This window comes from Streptomyces olivochromogenes (genome assembly GCF_021538895.1).
Taxonomy (GTDB): domain Bacteria; phylum Actinomycetota; class Actinomycetes; order Streptomycetales; family Streptomycetaceae; genus Streptomyces; species Streptomyces olivochromogenes_A.
In genome coordinates, this window is sequence record NZ_JADDRL010000081.1 from 1 (window position 1) to 18662 (window position 18662).

The following is an 18662-nucleotide window of genomic DNA, read 5'->3' on the forward strand; positions in this document are numbered from 1 at the left end:
GTGAGACAGCCGGTGTGAGGGTGTGGTGGCTGGATCCGGCGGTGCTGCGGCCGGGGCGGTCGGCCCGGCGACCCGGATCTGGCCGCGCGGTCGCCGGGTCCAGCGGTGCGACCGTCGGCGTGGCCTGCCCGGCAGCCTGCTCGGTCGGGGCGTTGGGTGGGGCAGGCGTTGCTCAGGGCGTGGTCAGGCCCGCTGGGTCGCTTTGCGGGTCTTCGTCTCTTCCTCCAGGAAGGATTCCGCGTCGGCGACGGCCTCGTGGGTGGGGAGGGTGCGGAACACCCACGTGCGGTAGGACCAGAAGCGGAACAGGGTGGCGATGCCGATGCCCACGACCTTGAAGATGTTGCGCTGCAGGGAGCTGTCCCAGCCGAAGCCGTAGATGGCCGCGTACAGGATGCCGTTCTCGATCACCAGGCCGACGGCGCTGAAGGCCAGGAACAGCGTGAGCTCCCGGCTCTGGGCGCCCTTGTCACGGTCCCGATACGTGAAGTAACGGAAGCCCACGTAGTTGCAGGCGATGGCGACCACCGTGGCGATCACGTTGGCGCGTACGGCCTGCAGGCTGGTCAGGTGCCAGAGCAGATTGGACACGCCGAAGTTCACGACCGTGCCCAGGGCGCCCACGGCGCCGAATTTCGCGACCTCGTGGACGAACCTGTCCAGCCCCGAGGAACCACGTTCCATGATCGTGCAGTCCCCGTCCGTAGGTTTCGTCAGCCCAGTCATGCTAACCACCCCCCTCCCCGTCCCGCCCGCGCATCCGGCCACGGACGGGCAACACACAGGAAAAGCCCAGGTAAGAAGTGGGGTAAGAGGCACGGAATCCGGCCCGCGCGGCGTGGCCGATACCCTAGGGGCGTGACGTTCCCGGTAGTCGGCATGGTCGGCGGGGGCCAGCTCGCTCGTATGACACACGAGGCGGGCATCCCGCTCGGCATCAGGTTCAAGCTCCTCAGTGACACCCCACAGGATTCCGCGGCCCAGGTCGTGAGCGATGTCGTCATCGGCGACTATCGCGACCTGGAGACACTGCGCGCCTTCGCTCGCGGCTGTGACGTGATCACCTTCGATCACGAGCACGTGCCCACCGAGCACCTCAGGGCCCTGGAGGCGGACGGCATCCCCGTGCGCCCCGGCCCCGACGCGCTCGTGCACGCCCAGGACAAGGGGGTGATGCGCGCCAAACTCGACGCCATCGGCGTTCCCTGTCCCCGCCACCGGATCGTGTCCGATCCCGAGGACGTGGTCCGCTTCGCGTCCGAGGGCGACGGCTTCCCGGTCGTCCTCAAGACCGTCCGTGGCGGCTACGACGGCAAGGGCGTGTGGGTCGTGGAGACCGCCGAGGAGGCCGCCGACCCGTTCCGGGCGGGCGTCCCGGTCCTCGCCGAGGAGAAGGTCGACTACGTCCGCGAGCTCGCCGCCAACGTCGTCCGCTCCCCGCACGGCCAGGCCGTCGCCTACCCGGTGGTCGAGTCCCAGCAGGTCAACGGCGTCTGCGACACGGTGATCGCTCCCGCCCCCGACCTCGACGAGAGCCTCGCGCTGCAGGCCGAGCGGATGGCCCTGACCATCGCCAAGGAACTCGGTGTCGTCGGCCACCTCGCCGTCGAGCTGTTCCAGACCCGCGACGGCCGCATCCTCGTCAACGAGCTGGCGATGCGCCCGCACAACTCGGGCCACTGGACCCAGGACGGCGCGATCACCTCGCAGTTCGCCAACCACGTCCGCGCCGTCCTCGACCTGCCCCTCGGCGACCCGCGCCCGCGCGCCCCGTGGACGGTCATGGTCAACGTCCTCGGCGGCGACTACCCGGACATGTACTCCGCGTACCTGCACTGCATGGCCCGCGACCCCAAGCTCAAGATCCACATGTACGGCAAGGACGTGAAGCCCGGCCGTAAGGTCGGCCACGTCAACACCTACGGCGACGACCTGGACGACGTGCTGGAGCGCGCCCGTCACGCTGCCGGCTACCTGAGAGGCACCATCACCGAATGAGCCCAGTTGTAGGCATCGTCATGGGGTCGGACTCCGACTGGCCCGTCATGGAGGCCGCCGCGCAGGCCCTCGACGAGTTCGAGATCGCGTACGAGGTCGACGTCGTCTCCGCGCACCGCATGCCGCGCGAGATGATCGCGTACGGCGAGCAGGCCGCCGGGCGCGGCCTGAAGGTGATCATCGCCGGTGCGGGCGGCGCCGCCCACCTGCCCGGCATGCTCGCCTCGGTCACCCCGCTGCCGGTGATCGGCGTCCCGGTCCCGCTGAAGTACCTCGACGGCATGGACTCCCTGATGTCGATCGTGCAGATGCCGGCCGGCGTCCCCGTCGCGACGGTCTCCGTGGGCGGTGCCCGCAACGCCGGTCTCCTCGCGGCCCGCATCCTCGCCACGCACGACGAGGAACTGCTCGGCCGGATGCGGGAGTTCCAGCAGGAGCTGAACGACCAGGCCACCGAGAAGGGCAAGCGCCTGCGCGCCAAGGTCGAGGGCGCGAGCGGCTTCGGCTTCGGCTCGGGGAAGTGACGCCGATGGCCCCGCTGGAGGAAGCCCGGGAACTCCTGCGCGAGTTCCCCGTCGTCGACGGCCACAACGACCTCCCCTGGGCGCTGCGCGAGCAGGTCCGCTACGACCTCGCCGCCCGCGACATAGCCGCCCACCAGAACGCGCACCTGCACACCGACATCCCGCGGCTGCGCGAGGGCGGCGTGGGCGCGCAGTACTGGTCGGTGTTCGTGCGCTCGGACCTGCCCGGCGCGGTCCCGGCCACGCTCGAACAGATCGACTGCGTGCGGCAGTTGATCGACCGCTACCCCGCCGACCTGCGGGCCGCGCTGACCGCCGCCGACATGGAGGCGGCGCGCGCCGAGGGCCGTATCGCCTCCCTCATGGGCGCGGAGGGCGGCCACTCGATCGACAACTCGCTGGGCACCCTGCGCGGGCTGTACGAGCTGGGCGTGCGCTACATGACGCTCACCCACAACGACAACAACGACTGGGCGGACTCGGCGACGGACGAGCCGAACGTCGGCGGTCTGTCGGCCTTCGGCCGCGAGGTCGTCCGGGAGATGAACCGCCTCGGCATGCTCGTCGACCTCTCCCACGTGGCGGCGACGACGATGCGCGACGCGCTCGACGCCTCGGACGCGCCGGTGATCTTCTCGCACTCCTCGTCCCGTGCCGTGTGCGAACACCCCCGCAACATCCCGGACGAGATCCTCGAACGGCTGCCCGCGAACGGCGGCGTGGCGATGGTGACGTTCGTACCGAAGTTCGTGCTCCAGGCGGCCGTGGACTGGACGGCCGCGGCCGACGAGAACATGCGCGCGCACGGCTTCCACCACCTCGACACCACCGCCGAGGCGATGAAGGTGCACGCCGCCTTCGAGGAGCGCACCCCCCGCCCGATCGCCACGGTGGCGACGGTGGCCGACCACCTCGACCACATGCGCGAGGTCGCCGGCATCGACCACCTCGGCATCGGCGGCGACTACGACGGCACGGCGTTCACCCCCGACGGCCTGAACGACGTCTCCGGCTACCCCAACCTGATCGCCGAACTCCTGGACCGCGGCTGGTCCAAGCCCGACCTGGCCAAGCTGACCTGGCAGAACTCGGTACGGGTGCTCGGTGCGGCGGAGGACGTCTCCCGGGACCTGCGGGCGACCCGCGCGCCCTCCCGCGCGAGGATCGAGGAACTCGACGGCTGAGCGCCGGATCCGGCGCGGGGAGCGCGCCGGGACAGAGTGAGCGACGGCTCGGCCCGGGAGAAGGGGCCGAGCCGTCGCTGTCGGCGCGGCAGCGCAGGTCAGGGCGAGCGGGGCCGGGCTGACCCGGTTCGGCGAGGAGGTCCTGCGGGAGATGAACCGGCTCGGCGTGCTCGCCGACGTCTCCGGTGCCTCCGACGCCACGGTCGGCCGGGCCGTCGTGCTCTCCAGGACACCGGTGATGTGCACCCGTTCCGCGGCCCGCGCCCTGCGCCCGCACCTCGCCAACCTCCCCGACGACCTCCTCGCCGAGCTGGGCGCCGCACAGGGCCTGTGCATGGTGCCGCTCACCGCCGAGCAGACCGGCCCGAGCGTCCGGGACGTCGCCGACCATCTCGACCACGTGCGGACGGTCGCCGGGCCGGAGAGCGTCGGCCTGTCCGGCACCTACGACTCCGGCGCCGCCCACCCCCAGGACCTCACCGACGCCTCCTGCTCTCCGCACCTGATCGCCGAGCTGCTCCACCGCGGCTGGTCCGACATCGAGCTCGCCTGCTGACCTGGGGCAACGTCCAGCGGGTGCTGCGCACCGCCGACTGCACGGCCCGCGCTGCCCAGCTCCGCCGCGAGGCCTCGACCGCGAAGATCGCGGAGCTGGACGGACAGACGGACCGGAGCCGGACGGAGAGGGGATCCGGAGCCGCGCGCCCAGCGCGAGCACCTTCTCGTGGGCGGCGTCCACCTCCTCCCACGTCGACCCGGCGCCCTGTTGTCAGCCGGCGCACAGACAGAACGGATGCCCCGCCGGGTCCGCGTACACACGGAAGCCGCGCGAGCGGTCGTCGGTGTCCAGCGGCCGCGCGCCGAGCTCCAGCACCCCCTTCTCCGCCGCGTCCAGGTCCTCCACCACCAGGTCCAGGTGGAACTGCTGCGAGTGATCGGCCGCGGGCCACCGCGGCGGTACGAAGCCGGGCGCGGCCTGGAAGGCCAGCGCCTGTCCGCCGGGCAGCCGGAGGTCCACCCACTCGCCCTCGCCCTCCACGGTGCCGCCGAGCACCTCGGCGTAGAAGCCGGCGAGCGCGCGCGGGTCGGGGCAGTCCAGGACGACGGGGCCGAGCTTGGCGAGTGCCATGGCTTCCTCCACGGAGCGGGTTACCCATAGCAGCGGGCAACCGGTAACGGTTACCGCATGCTCCCGTAGTGGAGGTAACGTCGCAAGTGAATTCGGGAGGTAACTTGCAGGCATGAGTGAGAGATCGCCCGCGCCGGGAGGCCTGGCCCTGATCGAGGCCCTGCTGAACACGCTCGACATCGCGAGCGGCGGCGACTTGCTCGACACACCGGACGGCCGGGCCCCCTTCGGGCTCACCGAGGACGAGCTGCCGGGCGCGCGCGAGCTGCGCGAGTCGCTGCGCGCCACGCTGCTGGCCCACGCGGGCCACCCGCCGCACCGCGAGGTGACCCCGCTGGGCGACCTGCTCGCCGGCGCCCCGCTGTACCTGGCGATCGACCCGAGCGACGGCTCCGCGAGCCTTGCCCCCGCGGGCGACGGCCCCCTGCTCTCCCGGGTCGCCGCCGCCGTGGCCGAGGCGCTGGTCGCGGGCACCTGGAGCCGGTTCAAGGCGTGCGAGGCCGTGACCTGCCACTGGGCGTACTACGACCGCAGCCCGGCCGGCCGCGGCCGCTGGTGCTCGATGCAGGTGTGCGGGGCGCGCGCGAAGATGCGGCGGTACCGGGCCAAAGAGCCGTAAGCCACAGCAGGTTCACCGGCCATGCCGGGGTCGCGTGGTGCAGAATGCAACAAGACGCCGGTTCGGCCGACTGAGCCTCGGCCGAACCGGCGTCACGCGTACGCCTGCCGCCCCTACGCGGTGGGACGGCCCATCGCCCGGTACGTCCACCCGGCCTGCCGCCACACCTGCGGGTCGAGGGCGTTGCGCCCGTCGAGGATCACCCGCGCCGCCGCGACCTCGCCCAGCGCCGCCGGGTCCAGCTCGCGGAACTCCCGCCACTCGGTCAGGTGCAGGACCACGTCGGCACCCCGGACGGCGTCCAGCGCGGAGTCGGCGTAGCCGAGGGTCGGGAAGAGCCGGCGGGCGTTGTGCATGCCCTTCGGGTCGTACACCGTCACCTGGCCGCCCTGGAGGTGGATCTGGCCCGCCACGTTGAGCGCGGGCGAGTCCCGGACGTCGTCCGAGTCGGGCTTGAAGGCGGCGCCGAGGACCGCGACCCGGCGGCCCAGGAAGGAGCCGCCGCCGAGCGCCTCGCGGGCCATCTCGACCATCTGGCCGCGGCGGCGCATGTTGATGGAGTCGATCTCGCGCAGGAAGGTCAGCGCCTGGTCGGCGCCCAGCTCGCCGGCCCGCGCCATGAAGGCCCGGATGTCCTTGGGCAGGCACCCGCCGCCGAAGCCGATCCCGGCCCGCAGGAACTTCTTGCCGATCCGGTCGTCGTGGCCGATGGCCTCCGCCAGCTTCACGACGTCGCCGCCCGCGGCCTCGCACACCTCGGCCATCGCGTTGATGAAGGAGATCTTGGTGGCGAGGAAGGAGTTCGCGGACGTCTTTACCAGCTCGGCGGTGGGGAAGTCGGTGACCACGAAGGGCGTGCCCTCGCCGACCGGCGTCGCGTAGACCTCGCGCAGCAGCTTCTCGGCCCGCTCGCTGCGCACACCCACCACGATCCGGTCGGGGTGCAGCGTGTCCGCGACGGCGAAGCCCTCGCGCAGGAACTCCGGGTTCCAGGCCAGCTCGGCGTCGGCACCGGCGGGCGCGTGCTCGGCCAGGTAGGCCGCGAGGCGCTCGGCGGAGCCGACGGGCACGGTGGACTTGCCGACGACGAGAGAGGGGCCGGTGAGATGGGGAGCGAGGAGGGCGAAGGCGTTGTCGACGTACGACATGTCGGCCGCGTACTCGCCGTGCTTCTGCGGGGTGTTCACGCAGACGAAGTGGACGTCGCCGAAGGCGGCGACCTCGGCCCAGTCCATGGTGAACCGGAGCCGCCCGGAGGACCCCTCCAGGCCCGCCACGTGCTTCTTCAGCAGGGCTTCGAGGCCGGGCTCGTACATCGGCACCTCACCCCGCTGGAGCAGGGCGATCTTCTCGGGCACGACGTCGAGTCCGAGCACCTCGAACCCCAGCTCGGCCATGGCCGCGGCGTGCGTGGCGCCGAGGTAGCCGGTGCCGATCACGGTGATCTTGAGGCTCATGAAGTGCTCCAGCAGACGGGACGGCGGTGGTGCGGGCCCGAGCATATCCGGGCCCTGTGCAGGGCAACTTTCCCGCTGTCGCCAAGCTCACGTAGGCGTCCCCGGGGCCGGGCCCTAAAATTTGAGTTACTTAACGGTAATTAGCATCAATGCCACGCCATTAATCACTGCGTCTTTGGAGCGTGAGAGACCTTGGCCGGATCGGCTGACTTCGACCTGTACCGCCCGTCCGAGGAGCACGACATGCTCCGCGATGTCGTCCGCTCGCTGGTCGAGGCGAAGATCGCGCCGTTCGCCGCCGCGGTGGACGAGGAGGCCCGCTTCCCGCAGGAGGCGCTCGACGCTCTCGTCGCCAACGACCTGCACGCCGTGCACGTACCCGAGGAGTACGGCGGCGCCGGTGCCGACGCGCTCGCCACGGTCATCGTGATCGAGGAGGTGGCGCGCGCCTGTGTGTCCTCCTCCCTCATCCCCGCGGTGAACAAGCTGGGCTCGCTGCCGGTGATCCTCTCCGGCTCCGAGGACCTGAAGAAGAAGTACCTGGCGCCGCTGGCCAAGGGCGACGCGATGTTCTCGTACTGCCTCTCCGAGCCGGAGGCGGGCTCGGACGCGGGCGGCATGACGACGAAGGCGGTCCGCGACGGCGACCACTACGTCCTCAACGGCGTGAAGCGCTGGATCACCAACGCGGGCGTCTCCGAGTACTACACGGTCATGGCCGTGACCGACCCGACCAAGCGCACCAAGGGCATCTCCGCCTTCGTCGTCGAGAAGTCGGACGAGGGCGTCTCCTTCGGTGCCCCGGAGAAGAAGCTCGGCATCAAGGGTTCCCCGACCCGCGAGGTCTACTTCGACAACGTCCGCATCCCGGCCGACCGCATCATCGGCGAGGAGGGCACCGGCTTCGCCACGGCGATGAAGACGCTGGACCACACCCGCATCACCATCGCCGCCCAGGCCCTCGGCGTCGCCCAGGGCGCCCTCGACTACGCCAAGGGCTACGTCCAGGAGCGCAAGCAGTTCGGCAAGCCGATCGCCGACTTCCAGGGCGTCCAGTTCATGCTGGCCGACATGGCCATGAAGATCGCCGCCGCCCGCGCCCTCACCTACCAGGCCGCGGCAGCCTCCGAGCGCGGCGACAGCGACCTCACCTTCCAGGGCGCCGCGGCCAAGTGCTTCGCCTCGGACGTGGCGATGGAGGTCACGACGGACGCCGTCCAGCTCCTCGGCGGCTACGGCTACACGCGGGACTACCCGGTGGAGCGCATGATGCGTGATGCGAAAATCACACAAATCTACGAAGGTACGAACCAGGTCCAGCGGATCGTCATGGCCCGCAACCTGCCGTAGGGCACGCCTTCTTCGCGGCTTCGTGGCCCTTCGTCCCGCCCGGACGGAGGGCCACGGGCGTCTCCTGAATGGCACTACCGGGCGGTCGGGCGTAGGACGGAACCACATGGGGCCCGCCCTGGGCCCCTCTGCCTCTCAGGAGGAGCCATGACCCAGCCCGGAACCATGAGCGCCATGAGCAAGCAGATGCAGGACTGCGTCGAGGCGTGCATGTCCTGCCACACCGTCTGCGAGGAGACCATGAGCTCCTGCATGCAGATGGGCGGTCAGGCCCAGATGCAGATCATGCGCGCGCTCATGGACTGCTCCGAGATGACCCGGATGTGCGCCGACATGATGATGCGCCGCTCGCCCATGTCCGCCGAGATGTGCGCGATGTGCGCCAAGGCGTGCGACATGTGCGCCGAGGCGTGTATGGCGATGCCGGACGATCCCCAGATGATGCGCTGCGCCGAGGCGTGTCGCCGCTGCGCCGACATGTGCCGCGCGATGGCGGGCGCCCGTATGTGACCCACCCCGGCACCACCAAAGGGCGCCTCACGGGGCGCCCTTGATCTTTTTCCGACGCCCCCTGCGGCAGGCTCACCCCATGACGATCTCTCCGAGCGCCACCGAAGCCTTCGACGCCGCCGAGCGAGCCATGTGGGACGGCCGGGCCGAGGCCTACGGCAGAAGCTTCGCCCGGCTGTGCGCGTACCCCGTGGAGGCGCTGCTCGACGCCGCGCGGGTGGGCGCCGGGACGCGCGTCCTCGACGTCGGCACCGGGACCGGCACGGCGGCCGTGGCCGCGCGGGAGCGCGGGGCGCTGGTGCGGGCCGTGGACGCGGATCCGGGCATGGTGGCGGCCGCCGTACGGCGCGGGATCGCCGCCGAGGTCGCCGTCCTTCCGGAACTGCCCTTCCCGGACGGAGCGTTCGACGCCGTCGTCGGGAACTTCGTGCTCAACCACGTCGGCCGCCCGCGTGCCGCGCTGGCCGAGCTGCGCCGGGTGCTGCGGCCCGGCGGGCGGGTCGCCCTGACGACCTGGGGCGCCCGGCGCGGCGCCGGGCAGGAGTTGCTCGGCCGGGCCTGTACGGCGGGCGGGGCCGTGCCGCCGGCGTACCTGCCGCGGCTCGATCCGGCCGAGGACTTCGCCCGGACCCCGGACGGCCTCGCGGGGCTTCTGCGGGAAGCCGGGTTCGCCGACGCCGACGCCGGCGAACTCGCCTGGGACCACCGCACCACCGTCGAGGAGTGGTGGGGCGCCGCGGCCGACGGCCTCGCGACCATCGGGCTGGTCGTCACGTCGCAGGACGCCGGGACCGTCGTACGCATCAGGCACGAGTACGAGCGGCTGTGCGCCGAGTTCGCCGCCCCGGAAACGAATGGGGAAGGGCACCTGGCCCTTCCCCATGTGTCGTTGCTCGCCGCCGCGACGGCCTAGGACGGATCGGCCCTAGGGGGTGTCGTTTGGATCATCCCGGCGTCGCGGGGTCTGGCACGCACATCTGCCGCGTTGTCGTCACTCGCCGACGCTCCGCGTCGACTCCCTCCTCCGCCTTGCAGCTGCACGCACCAGACCCCGCTCGGGGTCGGCCGATCCGCACCGTTCGTCACGGCCGGCCTGATCCAAACGACACCCCCTAGTTACCGGTGACGGTCACCTTCTCGTCGTTGTTGAGCTCGTTGACCAGCGTCTTGACCTTCGCCTTGTCCCAGACGAGGTTGCCGCCGGTGGAGCCGGAGATCGGCATGTTCAGCGAGGTGCCGTCACCGCTGTTGACGCCCTTCATCGCCCAGAACATGGAGGCCAGGTTCCACAGGCTCATGTCCTTGTCGACGGTCAGGGAGTCCAGGCCCGCGCCCATGGTCGGGTAGAACTTGAAGGGGTTCAGGACCGTCGACGGGGTGGCCACCTGGTGGGCCAGCGCCGAGAGGAACTTCTGCTGGTTCTTCGTGCGCTGGAGGTCGGAGGTGGCGAAGGCGTGCCGGGTGCGGACGAAGGCGAGGGCCTGCTCGCCGTTCAGCGTCTGCTTGCCCGCCTTGAAGTCGGCGCCCGAGTACTTGTCCTTGAAGCCCTTGTCGATGTCGATCTCGACGCCGCCGACCGCGTCCACGATCTTCGCGAAGCCGCCGAAGCCGATCTCCACGTAGTGGTCGATGTGCAGGCCGGTGTTGAACTCGACGGTGCGCACGAGCAGCGTCGGGCCGTCCTCGGCGTAGGCCGCGTTCAGCTTGGTGTGGCGGCCCCGGGCCGGGTAGACCTTCCCGGACGCCGATCCCTTGTACGACGGGATCACCACGTCCGAGTCACGTGGCAGCGAGATCAGCGTGTCGCCGCTGTCGCCGACGTGCAGGATCATCATCGAGTCGGTGCGCTGGCCCTCGGCGGAGCCGGTGTGCAGCTTCTTCTTGTCCTCGGCCGTCATGCCCTTGCGGCTGTCGGAGCCGACGATCAGGTAGTTCGTGCCGTCGCCCGTCTCGGGCCGGTCTATGACCTTGGACAGGTCGACGTCACGGTGGAGCTTGGAGTCGGCCCAGAAATAGGTCGCCACGGAGGTGACGACCAGGACGGTCACGAGGGTGATCGCCGTCCACTTGAGGCGGCGCCGCCAGTTCGGGGCGGGACGCGGACCGTAGTCGGGCGTACCGTCGCCGCCGCCCGGGCCGCCGCCGTAGACCTGGCCCGTGTTGTAGCCGCTGTCGTAGTCACCGTAGCCGTCGTCGTACCCCTGACCGTCGGAGTACGTCGGCTGCTGCGGGACACCGGCGCCGTACGGCGGTGCGGACGGGCCGCCGTTGCCGTACCCGCCCTGGCGCCCGGACGGGGCCGCCGGGCCGCGCCGGACCTGGCGCATCACCCGCGCGCTCTCGGGCTGCGCGTTGGCACTGCCGCGTCCGTAGCGGTTGCCGTTGTCGTCGGACCATCGCTCGGGCCAATCGTTCATGGGCCCCAGTGTGCAGGGACGGACTGTGTGCTCGACAAGGGGCGTCGAAAAATCAGGGCAGCGCTGTTGCGAAGATGACACAAAGTCCGCGCATGTTGCTTCGGCATAAGGTGGAGGCCATGACAGACCAGGTTCCGGACATAGATCCGGACATTCCGGGCAAGGTGACCTCGGCGTCCCGCACCACCCTCAGCCACATCATGACCCACAACGACACCAACCTTCTGGGGACGGTGCACGGTGGTGTGATCATGAAGCTGGTCGACGACGCGGCGGGCGCGGTGGCCGGCCGGCACTGCGGCGGTCCCGCCGTCACCGCGTCCATGGACGAGATGGCGTTCCTGGAACCGGTCCGGGTCGGCGACCTGGTCCATGTGAAGGCCCAGGTCAACTGGACCGGGCGGACCTCCATGGAGGTCGGCGTACGGGTCCTCGCCGAGCGCTGGAACGAGTCCACCCCGCCCACCCAGGTCGGCTCCGCCTACCTCGTGTTCGCGGCCGTCGACGCCGACGGCAAGCCCCGCCGGGTCCCGCCGGTCCTCCCGGAGACGGAACGCGACAAGCGCCGCTACCAGGAGGCCCAGATCCGCCGCACCCACCGCCTGGCCCGCCGCCGCGAAATCAGAGAACTCCGCGAGAGGCGCGCAGCGGAGGGCTTCGAGGACTAGGGCCCGCCCCACGGATCCCGTCGGAGACGCGGGCCTGGCACGTCGAGCAGCCCTTGGGCTCTGCCCGGCGGCTCGCGCCGGTGATGCGGGTCCGGCACTTCGGGCGGTCCTTGAGTTCTGCCCGCTGGCTCACGTCGATGACGCGGAGCTTGGCACCCCGGGCAGGTCCTGGGTTGTGTCCGGCGGCTCGCGCCGGTGACGGGCCTGGCACTTCGGACAGGCCTCGGGCTCTGCCCGGCGGCTCACGTCGGTGATGCGGGCCCGGCACTCGGGCAGGTTCTGGGTGCGCCGCTGGCTCGCGCCGGTGACGCTGGCCTGGTATCTCGGACAGGTTCTGGGTTCTGCTCGGCGGTTCACGTCGCTGATGCGGGCCTGGTACCTCGGACGGGCCTGGGTCCTGCTCGGTGGCTCGCGTCGGTGATGCGGGCCCGGCGCTTCGGGCAGGCCTCGGGTCTCTGCCCGCTGCCTCGCGCCGGTGACGCGGGCCCGGTACCCGGGACGGGCCCTGGAGTCTGCCCGCTGCCTCGCGCCGGTGACGCGGGCCCGGCGCCCCGGGAACGCCCTGGATCACGCGTTGCCGGGGCACACCACCTCGTCGCCGTGGACCACTCCCGCTCGGCCCTGGTCCAGGGTGTCCGGCTTCACCTTGCGTACCTCCTTGAAGTCCGCGCCGGCGATGACCCGCAGCACCGGCCCACGGCCCGGCGTCGGCCGTAGTTCGCTGCCGGGCAGGGCCGCCGCCAGGGTCCTGGCCGAGCGGTCCCAGCGGGGGTCGTAGACGATCACCGTCCGGCGCACGGAGTGCTCCGTGGAGGTCACCGGCTGCCGGGTGGTGGCGAAGCCCGTCGCGGCCAGGGCCGTGTCCATCCGCCGGGCCAGCCCCGCCGTCGCGGTGCCGTTCTCCACCTGGACGCGGACCTGCTGGGGGGCCACCTCCACCGGCACGGCCGCCGGGCCGTGCTCGTGCCGCGGGCGCTTCAGGGCCAGCGGCTTGTCGTCGCGCAGGGCCTGGAACAGCTGGTCCGCCCCGGCCGGATCCCACTTCAGCGTCGAGCCGATCCCCTTCACCGGGTATCCCAGCCGGCCGATCGGCACGGTGGTGAACTCGGACGAGGACGGGGAGAAGCTGCGCATCGCCCGGCCGAGGTCGAGCAGTTCGTCCGCGCCGAAGCCCTTGTCCGCGCGCACCGAGCCCAGCACCGCCCGCGTCACGTCCCGGAACCTCATCGGATTCAGCAGCACCCCCGAGGAGGTCGCCCGCTCGATCAGCGCCGCCAGGAACCGCTGCTGGCGCTTCATCCGGCCGAGGTCCGAGGCGCCGTCGATGTGCCGGGACCGGACGTACTGCAGGGCCTGCCCGCCCATCAGCGTGTGCGTGCCGGCCGGCAGGTCCAGGCCGGTGTACGAGTCCTTCATCGGCTGCGCGGTGCAGATCCGCACGCCGCCGAGCACGTCCACGGTCCGCATGAAGCTGGTGAAGTCGACCTCCAGATAGTGGTCGATCTTCACATGGGTCATGTTCTCGACCGTGCGCACGGTCAGTTGCGGCCCGCCCTCCGCGTACGCCGCGTTGATCTTGATCGGGTGCGGCGCCAGCGACCGCCCGGTCGCCTCGTCGACGTGCTCGGGCACCTCGGCGTACGAGTCGCGCGGCAGGCTCACCACGCTCGCCCGCTCCCGGTCCTGCGAGATGTGCACGATCATGATCGTGTCGGTGCAGTGGCAGGGCGCCCCGCCCAGCCGGAACCGGCGCCGCTCCTGCTCCGTGATCTTGTCGCGGCCGTCGGTGCCGACCAGCAGCACGTTCATGCCGTGGCTCCCGCGCGGGCGGTTCTTCATGTCCTTGAACGGATCCACCCGGGCGATGTCCGCGTCGAGGCTGGTGACCACCGCGTGCCCGATCCCGGCCGAGGCCAGCACCACCACGGACAGGGTGGTCACCGCCCGCATGGCCCAGCGCGGCCGTCTGCGCGGCGGCTTGCGCCGTACGGATGACTGCGGCGCACGCCGCGGCTGGGGCGGCCGGGGGCTCTGTCGCGGCCGTGCGGGGGAGCGGGGCGGTGGAGCGGGCATGGAACCTCCGCTGGGGGCGGGGCCGTACGTGGGATCGTGAGCACCGTAGGCCCATACGATCTCCAGCCCGCGGCGGCGGACCGGCGGCGCGCACCGGTGTCCCCCGTTCGCGGTAACGTGAGCCCCCTATGAACGCCAATCCCGACGTGCAGCTCCCCGCCGTGTCCGTCATCATGCCCGTCCTCGACGAGGAGCGGCATCTGCGCGGAGCCGTCCAAGCGATCCTCGCGCAGGAGTACGCCGGCGAGATGGAGGTCGTGATCGCCCTCGGTCCGTCCACGGACCGCACGGACGAGATCGCCGCCGAGCTCGTACGGGACGACCCGCGCGTGCACACCGTCCCCAACCCGACCGGCCGCACCCCCGCCGCGCTCAACGCCGCGATCAAGGCCTCCCGTCATCCGATCGTGGTCCGCGTCGACGGTCACGGCATGCTCTCGCCGAACTACATCGCCACCGCCGTACGGCTCCTGGAGGAGACCGGCGCGCAGAACGTCGGCGGCATCATGCATGCCGAGGGCGAGAACGACTGGGAGCACGCGGTCGCCGCCGCGATGACCTCGAAGATCGGGGTCGGCAACGCCGCCTTCCACACCGGCGGTTCGGCCGGACCGGCCGAGACGGTCTACCTCGGCGTCTTCCGGCGCGCGGCCCTGGAACAACAGGGCGGCTACAACGAGGAGTTCATCCGCGCCCAGGACTGGGAGCTCAACTTCCGGATCAGGGAGGCGGGCGGACTGATCTGGTTCTCGCCCGAGCTGAAGGTGTCGTACCGGCCGCGGCCGAGCGTGCGCGCCCTTGCCAAGCAGTACAAGGACTACGGCCGCTGGCGGCACGTCGTCGCCCGCTACCACGAGGGCTCCATCAACCTGCGCTATCTCGCCCCGCCGGTCGCGGTGTGCGCGATCGCGGCCGGACTCGTGGTCGGCGCGGCCCTGACCCCGCTGGGTTTCCTGATCCCGGGCGGCTATCTCGCGGCGATCGCGCTCGGCTCCGTACCGGCCGGCAAGGGGCTGCCGCTCAAGGCCCGGCTGCAGATCCCCGTGGCCCTCGCCACCATGCACATGTCGTGGGGCTGGGGCTTCCTCACCAGCCCGAAGGCGCTGGCGAAGAAGGTCATCGCGTCCCGTCGTCCGGCGGTGCTCACCTCCCGCTGAGCACCGCCCGCCCCGGCCCGGACTACCAGGTGTAGTTCGGGTCGACGTGCATACAGGCCGTGGTGTCCGCGCCGTTGAGGGCGCTCGCCGACTCCGGCGTCCTGTTGTCGTCCGCCACGGCGACGTACTCGGTGCCGGAGCGCCAGTCCGCGCCGACCACGAGCGTGACCCCGGACACGTCCGTCGACTTCTTCACCTGGCCGGCCGGGATGCCCAGCGCCTTGGCGACCCGCCGCGCGTCGCCCTCCAGGTCGGCGCTCGGGTAGCGGACGACCGTCCTTTCCTCGCCGAGCTGCGCGGAGGGGTCCGCCACGGCCTTGTCGAAGCCCTTGCCGACGAGCAGCTGGGTGATCGCGCCCGCGCGGCCGGTGACGGCCACCCCGCTGTCGCCGCGCGTGCCGTTCTGCACCTGCACCGCGATCTCGTCGTCCGGCGCGGCCGGGTCCGTGGACGTCTTCGGCTTCGTGGTCTTCTTCTTGTCCTTGCCGTCCAGCGCGATGTCCTCGCGCACCAGCCGGAACAGCTTCGCGGCGTCGGCGGGCTTGGGCAGCACCCGGTTGCCGTCCGAGGAGTACACCCACGGCATCGTCGTCATGGTGATGCGCTTGGTGGGGACCTTCTTCAGCTCCGTGCTCAGGTCGTAGAGCTTCGCGACGGTGCCGAGCCCGTCGTCCACCGTCAGCGCGTTCGTGGCCGTCTCGGCCAGCTTGCGCAGCTTGTTGGGGTTGCTGAGCGTGGCGTTGGCGCGCAGCTGGCGGACCATCGAGTTCATGTACATGTGCTGCGCCTTGGTCCGGGCTATGTCGCTGCCGTCCTCGAACCCGTAGCGCGTGCGCAGCCACTGCAGGGCCTGCTTGCCCTTGATGGAGGTGGTGCCCTTCGTCAGCTTCAGGCCCGAACCGTGGCCGGAGGCGGTGTGCGAGTAGACGTTGGCGTCCACGCACACCGGTACGCCGCCGATCGCGTCGGCCATGGACACCACGCCGGCGAAGTCGACCATCATGAAGTGGTCGATGTGGATGTCGGTGAGCTTCTCCCAGGTGGCCACCGTGCAGCCGGGGCCGCCGCGGCCCAGGGAGTCGTTCGTCATCGCGAACGAGGTGCTCGCCTCGTACACCTTGCCGCTGTTGGGGTCCGTGCACTTCGGTATCCGCAGCAGGGTGTCGCGCGGCATGCTGATCACCGACATGTTGGAGCGGTCCGCCGAGACGTGCACCAGCATCTGGACGTCGGCGCGGGGCGGCGTGTTGAAGGTGTCCTTGGCGCCGCCGAGCTTCTGGTTCTCCTCGGTGTTCCGCGCGTCGGAGCCGATGAGGAGGATGTTCAGCGGGGTTTGGCCCGCCGCGTTCGCCCTCGACGCGGCCGCCCTGTCCTTGGCGTCGCCGATGTTGAGGGCGTCCTTCTTGATGTTCGCGTTGAGGTGTTGGTAGTAGAGGTATCCGGCCCCGGCCGTGACGAGTATCACGACCGCCAGGATCGTCGCCGACCAGCGCAGGGCGCGGCGTCTGCGCGGCCTGCGGTCGTCGCCGGTGTCCTCGCGGCCACCGTGTCGCCCGCCGCCGTGCCGGCCACCGTCACCGTCAGCCGGGGAGTCCTGGCGCTGCCGCGTGGGGGACGTCGTGCCGCCGGTCGTGTCGCCGGACGGGGGAGCCTCGCCCCGCACACTGCTTCGCACCACTGCCTGCCCTCCCACCCGCTCATGCCACTGGTGCCCGGCCTTCGGGCCCGGGCGTGCCCGCATTGTTCTGCAGACAGGTAAGAGTTACCTGTGCGCACGAAGACGCGGTTCGCCGGTGCCCGCACGGCGTGCGGGCACCGGCACCGGGTGTCCTAGGGAGAAGGCGCTACCACTGGTAGACCTTGTAGACGTCCATGCACTGCTTGGTGTCCGAGCCGTTGATGGCGTCGGAGTTGCTGGGCAGGTCGCCCGCCTTCGGCGCGGACTGCTTAGGATACGCCGCGCCCGTACGCCAGTCGGAGCCGACGACGACCGTGACACCTGACACATCGGTCGACTTCCGCACCGCGCTCAGCGGGATGCCCAGCGCCTTGGCGACGCGCTGCGCGTCCCCCTCCAACTCGGCGCTCGGGTAGCGCACGACCGTCTTGTCCTCGGACAGGGCCGCCGTCCGGTCCGCCGTCGCCCGCGCGTAGCCCTTGCCGGCGAGTTCCTGGGTGATGGCGTTCGCCCGGCCGCCGACCGCGGGTTCGGTGGAGGTCCCGGTGGCGTTCTGCACCGTCACACCGAGCCGGCTCGCGTCGACCGAGGCGGGCTTGGCGGCCGGGCCCTTGCCGGTCTTCTTCTTCGCGTCCGTGCCCTTGTCGTTCTTGCCGTTCTTGTCGAGCGGCACGTCGTCGCGGAGCATCTGCCACAGCTTGTCGGCGTTGGCGCCGTCCGGCACGACGTGATCGATGTTCCGCGAGTCCTCGACGTTCGGCATCGTCACCGAGGTGATGCGGTCCGTCGGCACCGACTTGAGCTCCATGCCCAGGTCGTAGAGCTTCTTGACCGTGCCGATCTCCTCGGAGACCTTCAGGGAGCTGGTGGCCGCCTCGGCCAGGTCCGTGAGCCGCCCGGTGTCGGTGAAGACGTTCTGCTTCTTCAGCGTGCGGATCATCGAGTTCAGGTACATGTGCTGGGCCCTGGCCCGCATCAGGTCGCTGCCCCAGGCATGCCGGGTGCGCAGCCACTGCAGGGCCTTCTCGCCCTTGACCTTGTGCGTGCCCGCCGTCATCTTCAGTCCCGAGCCACCGCGCACCCTGGGCGTCGAGTGGTCCCACACGTTCTGCTTCACACACACGTCGACGCCGCCGATGGCGTCCGCCATGGACACCACGCCGGCGAAGTCGATCGTCATCCAGTGGTCGATGTAGACCCCGGTGAGGTTCTGCCAGGTGGCCAGCGTGCAGCCGGCCCCGCCACGGGCCAGCGTCGTGTTGATGATGTCGTCGGTCGCCGGGTACACCTTGCCGGTGTCCGGGTCCGTGCACTTGGGGATCTCGACCCGGGTGTCGCGCGGAATGCTCACCATCGCGGCGCTCTTGCGGTCCGCGGAGAGGTGGATGAGCATCTGCACGTCGGCCAGCGGCGGACTGCCGACGTTCTCCCGGGACCCGCCGAGCTGCAGGTTCCGCGCGGAGTTACGGCTGTCGGAGCCGATCAGCAGGATGTTCAGCGGCGTCTGGCCGGCCGCGTTGGGCGCGGTCTTCGACGCCTTGGAGTCGCCGATGTCCCGGCGGCCCTTCTGGATGTTGCCGTTGAGGTGCTGGTAGTACAGGTATCCGGCGCCGGCCGTGCCGAGTATCAGCACCGACAGCACGGTCGCCGACCAGCGCAACGCGCGCCGTCTGCGCCGTGGGCCGTCCCCCTTCGGGCCGCCTCTGCGCCGCCCGCCTCCGCCGTGCCGGCCCTGTCCGTCGGACTTACCCGGCTCCTGTGGCGTGAGTGACATCGTGTCCTCCACCGCAGGAACCTCCCCCCGCACACTGCTCTGCGCCAACGACCTGCCCTCCCCACCCTGCGCCTGACAACGGGCCCCTCCCGCGTCCGGTTAGACGCACGAGGGGCCCGTTGGG

General features: G+C 70.9%; 16 protein-coding genes and 1 pseudogene. 10 read left to right on the forward strand and 7 right to left on the reverse strand.

Annotation, left to right across the window (positions count from 1 at the left end; genetic code table 11):
* Positions 1 to 183: 183 nt before the first annotated feature.
* Positions 184 to 684: a GtrA family protein gene (locus tag IPZ69_RS32305; RefSeq protein ID WP_235458237.1), complete on the reverse strand. Its 501-nt coding sequence runs from the start codon at positions 682 to 684 to the stop codon at positions 184 to 186.
* Positions 685 to 858: 174 nt separating this feature from the next.
* Here IPZ69_RS32305 and IPZ69_RS32310 point away from each other — a divergent pair, with 174 nt between their 5' ends.
* From IPZ69_RS32310 to IPZ69_RS32325, 4 genes and pseudogenes are all read left to right on the forward strand, one after another.
* Entirely contained in the window at positions 859 to 1998 is a 1140-nt protein-coding gene (locus IPZ69_RS32310) for a 5-(carboxyamino)imidazole ribonucleotide synthase (RefSeq protein WP_235458206.1), read from the forward strand.
* Complete coding sequence (gene purE / locus IPZ69_RS32315; RefSeq protein ID WP_235458207.1) at positions 1995 to 2522, forward strand: 5-(carboxyamino)imidazole ribonucleotide mutase; 528 nt, start codon at positions 1995 to 1997, stop codon at positions 2520 to 2522. Before IPZ69_RS32310 ends, purE begins: the two co-directional genes overlap by 4 nt.
* Positions 2523 to 2527: 5 nt before the next feature.
* A complete protein-coding gene (locus IPZ69_RS32320; protein WP_235458208.1) occupies positions 2528 to 3706 on the forward strand; it encodes a dipeptidase in 1179 nt (392 codons plus the stop codon).
* Between the two features lie 103 nt (positions 3707 to 3809).
* A pseudogene (locus IPZ69_RS32325) lies at positions 3810 to 4366 on the forward strand (membrane dipeptidase); the annotation flags it as partial.
* A 109-nt stretch (positions 4367 to 4475) separates the two neighbouring features.
* Here IPZ69_RS32325 and IPZ69_RS32330 read toward each other — a convergent pair.
* On the reverse strand, positions 4476 to 4835 hold the full coding sequence (locus IPZ69_RS32330) for a VOC family protein (RefSeq protein WP_235458209.1): 360 nt from the start codon (positions 4833 to 4835) through the stop codon (positions 4476 to 4478).
* A gap of 112 nt (positions 4836 to 4947) precedes the next feature.
* Here IPZ69_RS32330 and IPZ69_RS32335 point away from each other — a divergent pair, with 112 nt between their 5' ends.
* Complete coding sequence (locus tag IPZ69_RS32335) at positions 4948 to 5454, forward strand: CGNR zinc finger domain-containing protein (protein ID WP_235458210.1); 507 nt, start codon at positions 4948 to 4950, stop codon at positions 5452 to 5454.
* 113 nt (positions 5455 to 5567) lie between these two features.
* Here the strand turns inward: IPZ69_RS32335 and IPZ69_RS32340 are convergent, their stop codons facing one another.
* The gene (locus IPZ69_RS32340; RefSeq protein ID WP_235458211.1) at positions 5568 to 6911 is read right to left on the reverse strand and encodes a UDP-glucose dehydrogenase family protein; all 1344 of its coding nucleotides are present in this window, start codon (positions 6909 to 6911) and stop codon (positions 5568 to 5570) included.
* A gap of 192 nt (positions 6912 to 7103) precedes the next feature.
* Here IPZ69_RS32340 and IPZ69_RS32345 point away from each other — a divergent pair, with 192 nt between their 5' ends.
* The 3 genes from IPZ69_RS32345 to IPZ69_RS32355 all read left to right on the forward strand — a co-directional run bounded on the left by IPZ69_RS32345 (position 7104) and on the right by IPZ69_RS32355 (position 9684).
* Positions 7104 to 8261: an acyl-CoA dehydrogenase gene (locus IPZ69_RS32345; RefSeq protein WP_268835320.1), complete on the forward strand. Its 1158-nt coding sequence runs from the start codon at positions 7104 to 7106 to the stop codon at positions 8259 to 8261.
* 147 nt (positions 8262 to 8408) lie between these two features.
* Positions 8409 to 8771 (forward strand): four-helix bundle copper-binding protein, encoded by a 363-nt coding sequence (locus IPZ69_RS32350; protein ID WP_235458212.1) that lies wholly within the window; start codon positions 8409 to 8411, stop codon positions 8769 to 8771.
* A gap of 79 nt (positions 8772 to 8850) precedes the next feature.
* Positions 8851 to 9684 carry a class I SAM-dependent methyltransferase gene (locus tag IPZ69_RS32355; protein WP_235458213.1) on the forward strand — a complete coding sequence of 278 codons (834 nt, stop codon included), beginning with the start codon at positions 8851 to 8853 and terminating at the stop codon, positions 9682 to 9684.
* A gap of 199 nt (positions 9685 to 9883) precedes the next feature.
* Here the strand turns inward: IPZ69_RS32355 and IPZ69_RS32360 are convergent, their stop codons facing one another.
* Positions 9884 to 11188 carry an LCP family protein gene (locus tag IPZ69_RS32360; RefSeq protein WP_235458214.1) on the reverse strand — a complete coding sequence of 435 codons (1305 nt, stop codon included), beginning with the start codon at positions 11186 to 11188 and terminating at the stop codon, positions 9884 to 9886.
* 92 nt (positions 11189 to 11280) lie between these two features.
* Here IPZ69_RS32360 and IPZ69_RS32365 point away from each other — a divergent pair, with 92 nt between their 5' ends.
* Positions 11281 to 11856 (forward strand): acyl-CoA thioesterase, encoded by a 576-nt coding sequence (locus tag IPZ69_RS32365; protein WP_374294594.1) that lies wholly within the window; start codon positions 11281 to 11283, stop codon positions 11854 to 11856.
* 567 nt (positions 11857 to 12423) lie between these two features.
* Here the strand turns inward: IPZ69_RS32365 and IPZ69_RS32370 are convergent.
* Positions 12424 to 13929: an LCP family protein gene (locus tag IPZ69_RS32370; protein WP_235458216.1), complete on the reverse strand. Its 1506-nt coding sequence runs from the start codon at positions 13927 to 13929 to the stop codon at positions 12424 to 12426.
* Between the two features lie 128 nt (positions 13930 to 14057).
* On the opposite strand from IPZ69_RS32370, the gene IPZ69_RS32375 reads away from it, so the two are divergent.
* Entirely contained in the window at positions 14058 to 15086 is a 1029-nt protein-coding gene (locus tag IPZ69_RS32375) for a glycosyltransferase family 2 protein (RefSeq protein WP_235458217.1), read from the forward strand.
* 22 nt (positions 15087 to 15108) lie between these two features.
* Here the strand turns inward: IPZ69_RS32375 and IPZ69_RS32380 are convergent, their stop codons facing one another.
* Both IPZ69_RS32380 and IPZ69_RS32385 read right to left on the reverse strand, forming a co-directional pair.
* On the reverse strand, positions 15109 to 16827 hold the full coding sequence (locus IPZ69_RS32380) for an LCP family protein (RefSeq protein WP_235458218.1): 1719 nt from the start codon (positions 16825 to 16827) through the stop codon (positions 15109 to 15111).
* A gap of 103 nt (positions 16828 to 16930) precedes the next feature.
* A complete protein-coding gene (locus IPZ69_RS32385; RefSeq protein WP_235458219.1) occupies positions 16931 to 18538 on the reverse strand; it encodes an LCP family protein in 1608 nt (535 codons plus the stop codon).
* Positions 18539 to 18662 lie beyond the last annotated feature (124 nt).